Origin of the sequence: Roseateles depolymerans (assembly GCF_003387155.1) — a bacterium.
In the GTDB taxonomy this organism is placed as follows: domain Bacteria; phylum Pseudomonadota; class Gammaproteobacteria; order Burkholderiales; family Burkholderiaceae_C; genus Roseateles; species Roseateles depolymerans.
On record NZ_QUMT01000005.1, the window covers coordinates 193,886 to 210,035 of the forward strand.

Here is a 16,150-nt window from a genome sequence, read left to right on the forward strand (position 1 = left end):
AGTACCTAAATTATGCGCCGCGACTGTCACATCACCGCAAAAGAGATGGTTCGCCGACTCTAAATCAAGGCCATTTGACGCGATGCGAACGAACAAGGCGTCCAGCCTTTCGCTTTCAAGCGCGGTACTGCAATCCGCGCCATCAGGTCAACCACCCGTGGGGGGAGGTGTATCCAAAATGTTTCCGTCGGATACAGTTGGCTACATCAGTCGCTCGAGCCCTCGCTGCCCGCTCCGGACATCGAGTGGCGACTGATCAGGGCAAAACCGGCGTGAGCCGGCGACGCAAAGCCTCCGGTCTCGGTTGAGATAGCGGGGTTGCCGGACCGGTCACGCCGGTTCGTCCGCATCGCCGCGCCTGCCGGTCCGCCCTGGACCGAGATCCAACAAGAAGCAGGCAGGGATGAAGCAACGACGCACACAGCGGACCGCACCGCGGACCTCCGTCTCGCGCCCCTCGGGGTGGCGACTCTTTTGGTGTCCAGACCCCGGCACAGGGGTGGCGATCTCCATCGCCGCCTTGATGGCGCCCTGGGCCGCCAAGCCCCCCCTCGCGCCTGCCTGCCGCCGGACTTAGTGGTTGGCGGCCGCTGGCGGTGGGCTCCCCGCGCTGCGCTCGCGGTATCGGGTCCGTCTTCCGTTGCACCGGCCGTCCTCCCGCTGCGGTCCATCCACCGCCCCTCTGTCGTGCATCCGTCGTGCATGCGCCGTGCGTCCTTCATGCATCCGCCCTTCGGCCTGCATCCAGCCGCCCTGCCCGCTCATCGACCGTCCGTGTTGAGTTCCTTCCATTGACATCGCCATGAACCGTCTTCAGTACCGAATCGTCTTCAACAAGCAACGCGGCCAATTGATGGCCGTGGCAGAGACCGCGCTGAGCCATGTCAAGGGAGGCAGCAACGGCGAAAGCACCGGCCCCACCGCGCCCGCCCTCACCAGCGCCGAGACCGTGCCGGCCACCTCCCGCGGTCCGCCCACGCTGCTGGCGCTGGCGGCCGCCCTGGCCATGGGCGCCGCGGTGACTCTGACGCCCGATGTGCTGGCGCAAGTGGTCGCCGATCCGAATGCACCAAAGAACCAGCAGCCCACGGTGGTCACCACCGCCAACGGCACGACGCAGGTCAACATCCAGACGCCCAGCGCGGCGGGCGTTTCACGCAACACCTACAGCCAGTTCGACGTCAACGCCAAGGGCGTGATCCTGAACAACGCCCGCACCGATGCCAGCACCCAGCTCGGCGGTTATGTGCAGGCCAATCCCTGGCTGGCCAAGGGCAGCGCGCGGGTCATCCTCAACGAGGTCAACAGCAGCGCGCCGAGCCAGCTCAAGGGCTTTGTGGAAGTGGCCGGCCAGCGCGCCGAAGTGATCATTGCCAACCCGGCCGGCATCCAGGTGGACGGCGGCGGTTTCATCAATGCCAGTGCGGCGGTGCTGACCACCGGCACGCCCCGCTTCAACACCGACGGCAGCATCGCCGGCTACGGCGTCCAGGGCGGCCTGATCCGCATCGACGGCCAGGGGCTGGATGCCTCGCAGACCGACTACACCGCCCTGCTCGCCCGCGCCGTCGAAATCAACGCCGGCCTGTGGGCCAAGGACGCCCGCATCCAGACCGGCACGCAGGTCATGTCGGTGGACAGCAACGGCGTGACCGCCGGCGAGACCCTCGCGCCCACGGGCGAGCGCCCCCGCTACGCGCTGGACAGCACCGCGCTGGGCGGCATCTATGCGCAGCGCATCACCCTGGTGGGCACCGAGGCGGGGCTGGGCGTGCGGCAGGACGGCCAGGTCGTCGGGGGCCAGTTGACGCTGCGGGCAGACGGCTGGCTGGAGAACACCGGCACCGTGTATGCGCAGCAGGCGGACGCGAACGGAGCCCCGGCGCTCACGGTTCAATCGAACAGCGGCGTGCGCAATGCCGGCTGGATCGCCTCTCGCGGCACGGCGCAAGTCGAAGCGCCGCAGTTGAAGGGCGACACCGGCAGCGTCACGGCAGCCGGCATGGCGTCCGACGGCACGCTGGTGGCGGGCGCAGGGTCGCTGTCGCTGTCGGCCCAGCAGTCGGTGTCGCAGAGCGGCCAGTTGCTCGCCGCCGAGCGGCTGACGGTGCAGGCACCGAGCGTGGAGCTCGGCGGTGCGCAGGCGCAGGCCGGGACCCTCACGCTGAGCGGCGGTTCCGTCGCTGCGCGCGAGGCATTGCTGGTGGCCACGGGCGCGGTTGAAGCGACCGCGTCCACGGCCCTGGATCTGACCCGTTCCCAGGTTCAGGCCGCGTCCATCGCCGCCACGGCTCCGACACTGACGGCGGACGGCGCCCAGTGGTCCGCCAGCGGCACCCTGAGCCTGCAGTCGGCAGGCACCCTGAGCACCCGCGCCGCCAGCCTGGCGGGCGGCAAGTTGTCCGTGACAGCACGCGACATCGACCTGCGCCAAGCGGAATGGCTGCAGATCGGCACCGAGGCCCTGTCCGTTCGCGCGGGCGGCACGATCACCGCCGATGGCGGCCGCATCGCCAGCAACGGCGCCAGCCTGACGCTGGCCGCCGATGCCTTCAGCGCACTGGGTGCCAGCGTGGAGCATTACGGCTCCGGCGCCCTGGGTCTGGAAGGCCGCAGCCTGGACTTCAGCGGCGCGACGTTGTGGTCCAACGGCGCCTTGTGGGCCCGCGGTGCCCAGGTGACGCTGAGCGGCGCGGACGTACAGGCGCGCGCCTTGTCCCTCCAGGCAGACACCCTGCTCAGCCTGCAGCGCGCCACCGTGCGCACCCCCGGCGTGGCGGACTTGCAAGGCCAGCGACTGGACACCCGCGATGCGCGTCTCGTCGCCGACAGCGGCGTCACCGCGCAGGTGGGCAGCGAATGGCTGCATGACCGCGGCGAACTGCTGTCCGCTGCGGGCGGCATCCGCCTGACCGGGCAAGCCGACATCCGCCAGCAGGCTGGCACGATCGCGGCACGCGACGATGTGTCGCTGCAGGCGCGATCGCTGACCCAGGACCAGGGCGCGGCGCTGAGCGGGCAGACCGTGTCGCTCTCGCTGCAAGGCGACTTCCGGCAAGACGCCACCGCGTCGCTGTCGGCCGCCGGCAGCGCGAACATGCAGGCCCAGACCGTGTCGGCACAAGGTCAACTGCGGGCGGGCGGATCGCTGGAGGTGTCCGCGCGGGACGCAGCGTCGCTGGGCGGGTCGGTGTATGGCGGCCAGGTGTCGGTCTCCGCCGGCACGGATCTTGGCGTCAACGGCCTGCTGGCCGCGCAGGGTGCCGTGACCGCCACGGCGGCGCAGCAGCTCAAGGCGGGTACCACCGCGACCATCGCCGCTGGACTGGGCACGGACGGCCGCATCGACGGCCAGAGTGCCCTGCAGATGAGCGCCGGCACCGACTTGACGGTGCGGGGCCAACTGCTGGCGGGAGCGACCCGCCTCAGCGGCGCCACGGTCGATCTGGCAGGCGCGCAGGTCCAGACCAGCCAGACGCTGGCGGTGAGCACCCCTGGCACCTTCACCACCGAAGGCGCCCGCCTGAGCGCCGGCGCGATGACGTTGCAGGCCCAGGACTGGCACCACGCCGGCGGCCAACTGGCCCTGAGCGGCAGCGGCGACTGGTCCGTCGCGCTGACTGGCCAGCTCGACAACCGCCAGGGCATCATCCAGTCCAACGCCGCGGCCCTGTCCCTGAGCGCTCGGGCGCTGGACAACAGCGGCGGCAAGATCGTCGGCGGCGGGCAGTCGCTGACGCTGCAGGCAGCCACCCTGGACAACCAGGGCGGCACGGTCGCGTCAGCCGGCGACCTGACGGTCCATGCCGACCAACTGCGCAATCGCGACGGGGAACTCAGCGGCCGCCAGATCGCCCTCACCAGCGGTCTCCTCGACAACACCGGCAGCGGCCTGATCCGCGCCAGCGGTGCGGCGACTGTCGATGCCGACACCCTCACCCACACCGGCCTCATCGCCGCCGGCCAGTCCCTGACCGTGCGAACGGGCGACCTGACCAGCAGCGGCACCCTCGCCGCGGGCCTGGGCACGGACAACACCGTGGGCACGACGGGGGACCTGACTCTTCGCAGCAGCCGCACGCTCACCCACACCGGCACCGCGCTGGCCGGCGGGCTCGCGCGCATCGACGGCGCGCAGGTGCAGCTGCAAGGCAGCCAGACGCAGGCGAGCGATGTGTCGGTGACCGCCCGCAGCGGAGACCTCCGCCTGGAAGGCGCGACCATGGTCGCCACCAACGCCCTTGACCTGACGGCGGCCTCGCAGCTGGTCTCCAACCAGGCCCGCCTCAGCGGCGGAAGCGTGACGGTGTCCGCAGGCGATTGGCGCCATGTCGGCGGTGAACTCAGTCAGACCGACACGGCCGGCCGGCTGACGGCCACCGTCAGCGGCAGCCTGGACAACAGCAGCGGCCGCATCGCCGGCAACGGCGCGGTGATGTCCCTCAGTGCGCAGCAATTCAGCAACGTGGCCGGCCAAGTGATTCAGGCCGGCGGCACGAGCGGCGAACTGCGCATTCAGGCCGAGACGCTCAGCGGCGCAGGCGGCACGCTGGCCGGCGCTGGCGGCGTGACGCTGCAGGTGACGGGCCTGGCGGACCTGAGCGGCACGCAAGCCCTGACCCAGGGCGACCGCATCAGCATCACCGCGGGGCGCCTCAGCACCCGCGACGCCACACTCAACGCTCAGCGCTCGGTCCACCTTGCGGTCAGCGGCGAGATCGACAACACCGGGGGCCTGCAGCAGTCCGGCGGCGCCTGGGTGGCGTCGGCGGGCTCGCTGATCAACCGCGACGGCCAAATCGGCGGCACCGATGTAGCGCTGACCGGTGGCAGCGTGGACAACGGCGGTGAGGGTCTGGTTCTGGCGAAGCAGCGGCTGTCGATGGACGTGGCGCAACTGACGAATGCGGGCACCCTGCAGTCCGGTGGCGACGTCGATCTGCGCGCAAGCGGCCGCCTGGACAACAGCGGGCTCATCCGCGCATCCGGCAATGCCCTCGTGCGGGCCGACACGCTGACCCACACCGGCACCCTCGCCGCGCAGCAGTCTGTCCACGTCGACGCGGGCAGCGTCGACAGCAGCGGCGCGATCGCGGCAGGCCTGAAGGACAACAACACCGTCGGCGCGACCGGCGACCTGACCGTCACCACCACCGGCCTGCTGCGCCAGAGCGGCACCACCCTGGCCGGCGGCGCGATGACGCTGAGCGGCGGCACGCTCGCGCTGCAGGGCGGCAAATTCCAGGCGCAGCAGGTGGCGCTGAACGCCAGCACCGGCGACCTGCGCCTGGACGGTGCGGCACTCGCAGGCGGTGAGCAACTGCGGCTCACGAGCGCGGGCCTGCTGGACACCTCGTCCGCCACGCTGAGCGCGGGCTCGATCTCGGTGACGGCTGCGGATTGGCGCAACACCGCCGGCGACCTGGCCCAGACCTCGGCCAACGGCCAACTCACGGTGGCAGTCACCGGCACGCTGGACAACCAGCGAGGGGCCATCGCCGGCAACGCCGCCGACGTGACCGTCGCGGCGCAGGTGCTGGACAACCGCGCAGGCGCCATCGTCCATGCGGGCGATGCCAACGGCACGCTGGCCATCACCGTGGCGCGTCTGGACGGCGCGGGCGGACAAATCCTCGGCAAGGGCGCCCTCACCTTGCAGGCCGACGAGGCCGTGACGCTCGACGGCGCCCTGACCCAGGCCCGCCGCATCGACCTGAGCGCGGGCAGCCTCAGCCATCGCGGCGGGCAGCTCGTCAGCGAAACCACGCTTCACCTCACGGCCAGCGGCGCCGTGGACAACACGCAGGGCCTGCTCCAGTCCGCGCAGGACCTGCAGGTGGATGCGGGCGCCCTGGACAACAGCGGCGGGCAGATCAGCGGCCGAGGCGTCACGCTCTCAGTCACGGACGCGCTCACCAACGGCGCGCAAGGGCTGGTGACGGCCTCGCAGGCGCTGACGATCGGCGCGGGCCGCATCACCAATGCCGGCGCGCTCCAGTCGCAGGCCGAGATGGCGGTGACGGCGCAGAGGACCTTCTCCAACACCGGCACCACCTACGCCCGCGGCCCGCTGACCGTCTCGGTCGGTGATGCGCTGAGCAACGCCGGCCTGATGGCATCGCAAGGGGCGCTGTCGCTCACGGCAGGTCAGCTCAGCAGCAGTGGCTCGCTGGCCGCCGGCTTGAACGCGGACAACACGCTCGGCACCCAGGGCGACCTGTCCGTTCGCATCAGCGGCACGCTGCAGCAGAGCGGCCTGACCATGGCGGCCGGCGCCATGAGCCTGAACGGCGCCACTGTGCAGCTTCAGGACGCCAAGCTCCAGGCGCAGTCGGTGGACCTGAACGCCACGGCGGGCAAGCTCCAACTGACGCACGCGCAAGTGGCCAGCAGCGGCGGCTTGACGCTGACCAGCACCGGCGCGCTGGATTCCAGCCAGGCCTCGGTCTCCGGCGACCAGATCACGATCCGGGCGCAGAGCTGGTCCAACGTCGATGGCACGGTGACCCAGACCGGCACCGCCGGTGCCTTCAGCGCCACGCTGCAGGGGCCGCTCGACAACACGCGCGGTGAGATTGCCGCGGCGGGCCGCACCCTGTCCATCAGCAGCGGCGCGATGACCAACACGCAGGGCCGCGTCGTGCATGCAGGCGCGGACGGCATGCGCATCGATGCCAGCTCGCTGTCCGGTGTGGGGGGGCAGATCCTTGGTGCCCAAGCCGTGACGCTGAACGTCACCGGCGCCGCGGACCTCAGCCAGGCGAAGACCCAGGGCAGCCAGATCACCCTCGACGCGGGCAGCCTGCGCCATCAAGGCGGTCAACTGCTGAGCACCGGTGATGCGCATTTGAATGTGTCGGGCGCTCTGGACAACACCGGCGGTGCCCTGGTGGCCGCCGGCACGCTCCATGCTCAGTCGGGCAGCCTGGACAACACGGGCGGCCAGATCGGCGCCCGCACGGTCGAGCTGGCAGCGGGCGTGCTGAACAACGCAAGCTCGGGCCTGATCGCGGCGCAAGGCCAGTTGACGGTCGACGCGCAGCAGATGACCAACGCCGGCGCCCTGCAAGCCGGCACGGATGCGCGGCTCACCGTCACGGGCGGCTTGAGCAACAGCGGCTCGGTGTATGCGCAAGGCAATGCCGTGCTGGCGGTCGGCCAGGCGCTGGACCACACCGGCGCCATCGGCGCGCAAGGGTCGCTGACGGTGGACGCCGGATCGCTGTCCGGCACCGGTTCGCTGGCGGCAGGACTGCGGCCGGACAACACACTTGCCGCGCAGGGCGACCTTACCGTCCGCACCAGAGACCAACTGCAAGCGGGTGGCCCGATCATCGCGGCGGGCGCGTTGACCCTCAGCGGACGCGACCTGGCGCTGCAAGACAGCCGCGTGCAGGCGGGCTCCGCCACCCTCAACGCCACCGCCGGCGACCTGCGTCTGGACCGCGTCGTGCTAGCCAGCGCGGGCGGCCTGATGCTGTCGACCGCGGGCCTGTTGGCCACAGATGGTGCGGCCCTCAGCGCCTCGTCCATCGGCCTGACGGCCGCCAACTGGCGCAACGTCGGCGGCACCCTGACGCAACTGGGCAGTACGGGATCGCTGACCGCAACGGTCTCCGGACAGATCGTCAACACCGACGGCCGCATCCAGTCCAGCGGCGCCCTGCTCCAGCTGCAGGCCCAGAGCGTGGACAACACACGCGGCGTGCTGATGCAAGCCGGCAGCGGCCCGCTGACGGTCTCGACCGGCAGCTTCTCCGGCGCCAGCGGCCAGGTGCTGAGCAACGGCACACTGGCGCTCAACGCCACTGGCGCCGTGTTGCTGACCAATGCCCAGACGCAGGGGGCCGGTGTCAGCCTCACCGCCAACAGTCTGGATCATCGGGGCGGCAACCTGGTCAGCACCGGCGCGGCCCAGGTGACGGTGGACGGTGCCTTCAACAACTCCGGCGCCACACTGGCAAGTGCCGGTCCGCTGGAGCTGCGCGCGGCGAGCGTGGTCAACGGCGGCAACGGCGTCGTGCAGAGTGATTCCACCTTGCAGATGACGGTCGGCGGCACGCTGGACAACCAGGGTGGTCGCCTTCGCAGCGGCGGGGCGATGACGCTCAACGCCGGCACCGTGGACAACCGCGGCGGCTGGGCCGCCACCGATGGTGCGCTCACCGTGACCTCGGGCGGCGCCCTGCTCAATGCGGGCGGCAACCTGCTGGCGCAGCGGGACCTGTCCCTGACCGCAGCCTCCATCGGCAACCAGGGCGGCGTCATCAGCAGCCTGCAGGGCCCGTTGACGGCGCGGTCCCAAGGCGCGCTGGACAACACGCAGGGCGTGATCCAGGCGGCGCAGACGGTCGATCTGCAATCGACCTCCCTGACCAACCGGCTGGGCGAGGTGTCCGGCGCTGCGGTGCGCATCGACACACGCGGTCAGACCCTGGACAACAGCGGCGGTCGCCTGATGGCCTCGCAATCGCTGACGGTGGACAGCGGCACCTTGGAGAACCGCGGCGGCCTGCTGCAATCCGGCGGTGACCTGTCGATCGAGACCCACGGCGCGGCCCTGAACAACACGCGGGATGCGGCGATCGGCACTCCGACAGGCGTGGTCGCCGGAGGCACCCTGACGGTCAACGCGGGCGCGCTGGTCAATGAGACCGGGCTGCATGCGGACGGCTCCGCGCAGATCTCGGTCAGCCAGCTGACCAATCGCGCAGAACTTTCTGCGGCAGCACTGGGGCTCACCGTCGGCGGCACCCTGGACAACCAGGGCGGTCGCCTGATCGGCGGCCAGTCGCTGACCGCGTCGGCTCAGCAAGTCCTCAACCAGCACGGCCTGATCTATGGCGGCAATACCCTGTCGCTGAGCGCCGCAGGCCGCATCGACAACACCGGCAATGCAGGCAGCAGCCAGGGCATCCAGGGCGGCCATGTCAGCCTGCAGGCCCAGCAACTGGACAACCTGGGTGGCCAGGTGCTGGCCAGCGGCAATCTGGCGCTGACGATCAGCCAGTCCTTGAACAACAGCGGCGGCGCGCTCGGTGCGTCGGGGGTGCAGACCATCGGGGATGGCACTCAGGCCTCGGCGCTGTCGCTGAACAACGCCGGGGGACGCATCTGGTCCGGTGATGCCATGGGGCTCAACCTGCGTGAGCTGGCCGGTGGCGTCGGAGGGCAGATCCGCAGCGCGGCCGGCTTGTCGGTGAAGCTGGCGGGGGATTTCAGCTACGGCGCGGGCAGCCAGTTCCAGTCGGCGGGGGACATGACGCTGAACGTCGCGGGGAATTTCAGCAACCAGGGCGTGCTGCGCAGCGGCGGCGCGCTGTCCATCGCGGCGTCCAATATCGACAACGCCGCCAGCGGAGAACTGAGCGGCACGTTGACGATCCTCAGTGCCGCAGGGCAGCTGACCAACCGCGGCTTGATCGATGGAGACGGCGTCATGCTGACGGCGGACCGGCTGGTCAACATCGGCACTGGCCGGATCTATGGCGGTGACATCGTCATCGACGGCGGGCAATTGGTGAATGGTGCAGAAGGCGGCGCATCGGCTGTGATCGCCGGGCGACGCTCCATCGATGCGGCCATGACGCGCGACCTGTCCAATACCGGCGGTGCGCTGATCTTCGCGGACGGCGTGTTGACGATGTCCGGCGCCAGCCTGCTCAACGAGAACTCGATCATCGAGGCCAGCAGCGGCCTGGGCCTCAACATGACCGGGGCCCTCGTCAACCGCACGGTACTCAGCGGCATCACCACCGGCAACGTCGGCACCAGCGGCGGCGGCACGGGGGGTGGTGGCGGCGGGGGTGGCGGCGGGCCCGGCGGTGGCATTGACCAGCCCATTAACCAGCAGCAGCGCATGATGGCCATGCGCACCATCGAGATGGACCAGCCTGTGCCGGATGGCACTGGCGGCGGCACCGCTGGGGACACCACGACCTTCCTGACGCCTCAGGCCTTTATTCGCAGCGGTGGCGCGATGAGTTTGAAGGGCGCGTCGCTGCTCAACAGCGGCGCCAACATCGAGGCGCGCGGCGACCTGCTGCTGCAGGCCAGCACCATCGACAACGTCAATCCGTATCTGGCGTGGACGACCAATTCCACCGGCCCGTCGGCCACGGTGACGCAGTCGCTGGCGGCCAACATCATCGTGGGCGGACAGTTGACGGTGGTGGGCGCGTCGTCCATCACCAACGACATGAGCCGCGTGGTGGGCTACACCGGCGTGGCCATCAGCGGTGGGCAGGTGAACAACGTCGCGCACCTGGTGGACGTGGTGGACTCGCAAGGCGTGACGCGCAAGGTGGCGCTCACCCTGCCCTCCCAGGCGCAATCCTTCATTCCGGGACCACAGGATGTGGAGGACCGTCAGCAGGCTGGTGGCGTGAGCGCTGGCAGCGGGGCCTCGCAGCAGGCGGCGGCCGGTGGGGGCCGCGCGACGGCAGGCGGCGGGCGTGGGCTGGGCGGCTTCTTTTCCCGCGCGCTGGCGATGGTGAACGGCGGACAGGCCGCGCAAGCCAATGGCAAGCCCATGGCCGTGGTGCGGAGCGGTGGCGTGCTGGTGGCGCAGGCGGTGGACGCTGGCGCGGCGAGCGGCGGAGCGGGCGGTGCTCAGGTGGAGGTCCGCAACGCCAGCAACATGATGGTGCGCGCCATTGGTGATGTGCAGTCGGGCAGCGCCGATGGGCAGGTGCAGGGAGAGACCCGCACAGGCCGCCTGTCCGTGGCGCAGGCGTTGCGGGCGGCAGCGGCGGCTCAGGCCGATGGCTCCAGCGCAGCAGCGGGCAAGGCGGTGACGCAGGCCGGCAAGGTCCTGGCGTCGTCGGCATCTGCATCGCAGAAGCCGGGGGCTGCGCAAGGCGTGACGCTGCGGGGCTCCGGTGCCACGTTCAACGGCAAGCCGCTGGCACTGAGCGTGCGGGTGAACCTGACGCCACCGTCCAACAGCCTGTTCAAGACGCACAAGGAGCCGACGTCCAAGTATCTGATCGAGACCGATCCGCGCTTTGCCAACTATCGCGAGTGGCTGTCCAGCGACTATCTGCTGCAGGCCCTGGCGCTGGACCCGACGGTGACGCAGAAGCGGCTGGGGGATGGGTTCTATGAACAACGGCTGGTGCGCGAGCAGATCGGCCAGTTGACGGGATCCGGCTACCTGAGCGGCTACGCCGACGACGAGGCGCAGTACCGCGCCCTGCTGAACAACGGCGCGACCTTCGCCAAGGAGCATCAACTGGTGCCGGGCGTGGCGCTGACGGCGGAGCAGATGTCGCAGCTCACCAGCGACCTGGTGTGGCTGGTCGAGCAGACCGTGACGCTGGCCGACGGCTCCACGCAGCGCGTGCTGGTGCCGCAGGTCTACCTGGTGCCGCGTGAAGGCGATCTGACACCCAGTGGGTCGCTGATTGCAGGCGGCCGGGTGGAGATGGCGCTGAGCGGGGATTTCAACAACGGCGGCAGCGTGCGCGGCGGGGATGTGAGCATCTCGGCGCAGAACGTGTCCAACACCGGGGAGATGCGCGGCACGACGCTGGCGCTGAGTGCGAGGGAGGATCTGCGCAATATCGGCGGTTCCCTTGCGGCGACGGGTGATATGAGCCTGGCCGCCGGTCGCGACATCGTGATGGAGACCACCACGGCCAGCGGCGGCATGAAGGTCGGCAATGTGACAACCAAGGCCACGGTGCTGGATCAGGTGGCGTCGCTGAGCGCTGGCGGCGTGATGGTGATGCAGGCTGGCCGGGACGTGTCGCTGGAAGCGGTCAAGATCACGCAAGGCGGGGCCGATGGAGCTGGAGCCAATGGCGGAGTGCTGATCAGCGCTGGGCGCGACCTGACGCTGTCGACGGTGCAGACCTCCAGCTCTCGCGACGAGATCAAGAACGCCAACAACTACAAGAAGGAAAGCGTCAGCCAGGACAACGGCACATCGATCGCTGCGCAGGGCGCCATCTCCCTCAAAGCCGGCCAGGACCTCGTGGCCACCGCGGCAGAGATCAAGAGCACGAGCGGTGCGGTTTCGCTCAGCGCGGGGCGTGATGTCGAGTTGCTGGCTGGGGAAGCCAATCAGGTCATCGAGCAGATGACCCAGAAGAAGAAAAGCGGCTTCCTGAAGAAGAAGGTGACCACCACCTACAGCAAGACCGATGAGACCGTGGCCGTGGCCACTACGGTCTCGGGGAACACGGTGTCCGTTCAGGCCAACCAGGATCTGTTGATCAGCGGCTCCAACGTTGTCTCCGATGCCGGGACCACGTTGCTGGCAGGCCGTGACGTGACGATCGACAGCGTCACCAACACGCTGACCAGCCAGAACTTCAGCAAGACGGTGAAGTCCGGGTTGATGAGCGGTGGTGGCCTGGGCTTCACCATCGGCAAGCAGTCGCTGGAGCAGACCAACAAGAAGACCGAGCTGACCAGCGCGGGCTCGACAGTGGCCAGCGTGCAAGGCGATGTGACCGTGGTGGCGGGCGGGGCTTACAAGCAGGTGGGATCCACCGTCTCCGCTCCCGCCGGCGATGTGAGCGTGCTGGCCAAGAGCATCGACATCGAGGAGGCGCGCAATAAGTCGGTGCAGAACAGTGAGACGAAGTTCAAGCAGAGTGGTTTGACGGTGTCCATCAGCGCCCCGGGTGTGGCTGCAGCGATGGGCGCCGTCTCTGCGGCGGAACACGCGACGCAGACCGAAGACGACCGGATGAAGGCGCTTGCCGCTGCCACGGCGATCTCCAAGGCGATGCAGGCTCAAAAGGAGATCTCCGGCTTCTATGACGCCATCAAGGCGGACGACGCCAAGAAGAGCATCAGCGTCAGCATTTCGGTGGGCAGCTCCAAGAGCACCAGCCAGCAAACCAATCAGGCGGATCAGGCCGCTGGCAGCAGCGTGCTGGCCGGCGGCGCGTTGAGCCTGGTGGCCGCGGGTGCGGATAAGGACTCCAACGTAACAGTGCGCGGCAGCTCGCTGGCGGGCCAGGACGTGACGATCAAGGCGGACAACGCCATCAACCTGGTCGCGGCGGCCAACAACAGCGAGCAGCACAGCAACAACAAGAGCACCAGCAGCTCGGTGGGGGTTGGCTTCTCCTTGGGACAGAAGCGCGAGTTCGGCGTGACCGTCAGTGGCAGCGTCTCCACCGGGAATTCCGATGGACTGAACACCAGCTTCACCACCACCGACGTCAAGGGCGGCAACAGCGTGACGCTGGAGTCCGGTGGCAACACGGCGCTCAAGGGGGCGGTGGTGACGGCGCCGCAGGTCACGGCAAAGGTGGGTGGTGACTTGAAGGTGGAAAGCCTGCAGGACACGGCCACCTTCGACAGCAAGAGCACCAGCGTCAGCGGCAGTGTGACCTTTACTGGACCTGCAGTGACAGGGGCTAATGCCTCATTTAGCAACTCCAAGGTCTCTGCCGACTATGCGGCGGTGGGCACGCAGGCCGGCATTCGTGCGGGGGATGGCGGGTTCAACGTGGTGGTGGCGGGGAATACCGACCTCAAGGGCGGTGCGATCACGAGCAGCCAAGCTGCGATCGACGCCGGGAAGAACTCGCTGACCACCGGGACGCTGACGTCCAGCGATATCAACAACCGCAGTCAGTACAGCGCGAGTGCGGTGACGGTGAGCGTTGGGACCAGCGGTGGCATGGCTGGGGGCTTCAAGGACAGTGGGGACGAGCGGAGCACGACGAAGAGCACGATCAGTGCCGGCGCGACCACCATCACCAGTGGGGATGCTTCCAGTCAAGCGGCGCTGGACAAGCTGGACCGGGGCGCGACCAATGACGCGACCGCCGGCAAGCTGGCCCAGGGCTGGGATGGGCAGAAGCTGGGGGAGCAGGCGAAGCTTAATGCGCAGATCGTGGCGGATTTTGGGGCCGAGGCGGCGAAGCAAGTTGCGGCCTTCGCGAAGGAGAAGCTGAGTGAGGCAGCAAAGCTTGAAGCCCGTTCAATCGCTTTGAAAGACACGCCAGAAGGCGACGCACTAGCAGCAGAGGCTGCAAAGCTTCGTAGTCAGTGGGATGTAGATGGATCACTCAGAATCGCAGCGCACGCTGTCGTCGGAGGCTTGACCGGGAACATTGAAGGCGCCCTCGGCGCGGCTGCCGGAACGGCACTCGCTCCAAAGCTTGGTGATGCGCTAACTGCAGCGGGCGTCGATGGCGATCTGGCGCAGAACCTGGTAGCGCTTACGAGCGCGCTCGTTGGCAGCGCTGTGGGCGGTGCCAACGGCGGGGTTGCTGCGCTTAATGAGGCAGAAAATAACTACCGCTCAACAAGCCCTTACCGAGATGTACGCAATGCGGTAACTAAAGCTTCGGTTCAGCTATACGCCGCATGCGGTGCCGATTGTTCAGAGGAGCGCTATCGCCAGATTGACATTCAACTTGCGAAAGTTGAAAGTGCTGCAACGCTCGTCCATTTGGCGGTTGCAGGGAAAGCACTAACTACCAAAGAGACTAAAGAACTCGCGCAGTTCTTAACAGAGCTTCTACCTGTATTTGGTACTGCGGAGTCTTTACGTCAGGCGATCACCGGCAAGGCGTCGCTCTCCGGCGAGGAGTCCGACCAGTTGCTCGCGACCGTTGGCGCGTTGCCTGTGTTCGGGGCTGTGTTCCGCCGCGTACCTACAACAGTCGCAGGAAAGGTTAGTGCAGCTGTAGATGACGCAAAAGCGTTTCTTTTTGCTGGCGATACGGCAAGAGCAGCCGCCAAATTGGCGGAAGCAGCAAAGCTCTCTGGATCGACAGTTGACGTGGCGACAGTGACAAAACGCCTTGACGAACTCACTGAAGCCGCTGACGTCCGCAAAATTACGGTTGTCCAACCCGGCAGTAAATATGATTGGGGGAAAGTACTAAACGGGGAGCTAGAAAAGGAATCAGCATATCTTTTGACCAACGGCCACGCTTATATAACGGATGTTTCTGGCCGAGTGAAAGAGGTAGTGGGTGATTTGAATCTAAACAAGCTGGATCGAAATGGATATGTTCAGTGCACGGTCGGAAAGTGCGGAAATGCAGGGGATGAAGGCGGACATTTGATCGCCACCGTTTTGGGTGGAGCAGGCGACGGAATAAATATTGTTCCTCAAGATCGTGTACTTAACAGAGGGCCGTGGAGAGACATGGAGCGGAAGTTGGTTGAGGAGCTCCAATCCGGAAAAAGCGTATCTGTAAAGATTGAGGTTTCGTATCCAGCCGATGGGATTCGACCCCAAGAATTTAAGGTCACAGCATTAATCGGGGACGGCACAACCAACATTGAACGAAACTTCACTTTCACTCAATAAAAAATTTATGCGCGATATTACGCAAGAATGTTCCATCATTGGTGAAGAGCTAGTTGCCTTCATCGCAAACAGGCCATTCGACATTGCATATGTTGAATATATAGTATCGAATCAATTGACGCAGACCGCGCGTTGGTTCAAAAAGGATTCTGTGACGACAGGGACTGGGCCGACCATTCCCAGAGAACTGGAGAGGTCGGCTTGCAAAGCAGCTCGAACAATCCTTGAAGCTCTTAATGAAAATTCAAGCCATAAAGCTTGGGGTTTCAATTTTGTTTTAGATCCTAACGGCAGTTTTCGATTGGAATACATCTATGACAAACCGTCCTGGATAGATTCTGATGACGACGATGAAATATCCGAAGATGCTCTGATAGGCCCGAAGTCAGACGAAGAACGCGCCGCGATGGCTTGGTTGCAATCAACCACAAATAATCAGACCGCCGCCTGGAATCTCGGTAAAGAGAAAAGTTGGAACATAAACACAGAGAGCGGGAATATTCACTGGACCTTTCCGGATGGCAGCATGCGTAGCGCTTCGGTGCAGTTGATTGGGACGCTTCAAAAGGAGAATTCGGAGTTTAGATGGGCTTGGTCGAATCCGTCCGTCCCAGAAGCACTGCGGCAGGCAGCCAACACCTTACGGCAATGGGGAAAAACGCGTGGATTGCCCGAATTCCTAGAAACGAAAACAACGGTCGATGAACTGCGAGCCTGGAGCTGGACCGCGTTGGCCGCGCAATTATCGAATGCAGACGGCGGATATCGTGTCGACACCGGAAACGGCACTTGGCTCTACCTTGTTTTCAGCAATGTCAGGCCAATATAGACAATAGGCCGGCTCAAGGTTGAGGTGCCTGG

2 protein-coding genes and 1 riboswitch are annotated in these 16,150 nt (G+C 66.7%); both genes read left to right on the forward strand.

What is annotated here, in order from left to right; translation table 11 throughout:
- The first annotated feature begins 250 nt into the window (after positions 1 to 250).
- A riboswitch (cyclic di-GMP riboswitch) is annotated at positions 251 to 326 on the forward strand.
- Positions 327 to 802: 476 nt separating this feature from the next.
- On the forward strand, positions 803 to 15,289 hold the full coding sequence (locus DES44_RS21465; RefSeq protein ID WP_058934158.1) for a two-partner secretion domain-containing protein: 14,487 nt from the start codon (positions 803 to 805) through the stop codon (positions 15,287 to 15,289).
- 7 nt (positions 15,290 to 15,296) lie between these two features.
- Complete coding sequence (locus DES44_RS24760; RefSeq protein ID WP_211326947.1) at positions 15,297 to 16,118, forward strand: DUF6882 domain-containing protein; 822 nt, start codon at positions 15,297 to 15,299, stop codon at positions 16,116 to 16,118.
- Positions 16,119 to 16,150 lie beyond the last annotated feature (32 nt).

Coding starts and splice junctions, on each gene's coding strand:
- DES44_RS21465 (WP_058934158.1), top strand. CDS start 803: ATGAACCGTCTTCAGTACCGAATCGTCTTCAACAAGCAACGCGGCCAA.
- DES44_RS24760 (WP_211326947.1), top strand. CDS start 15,297: ATGCGCGATATTACGCAAGAATGTTCCATCATTGGTGAAGAGCTAGTT.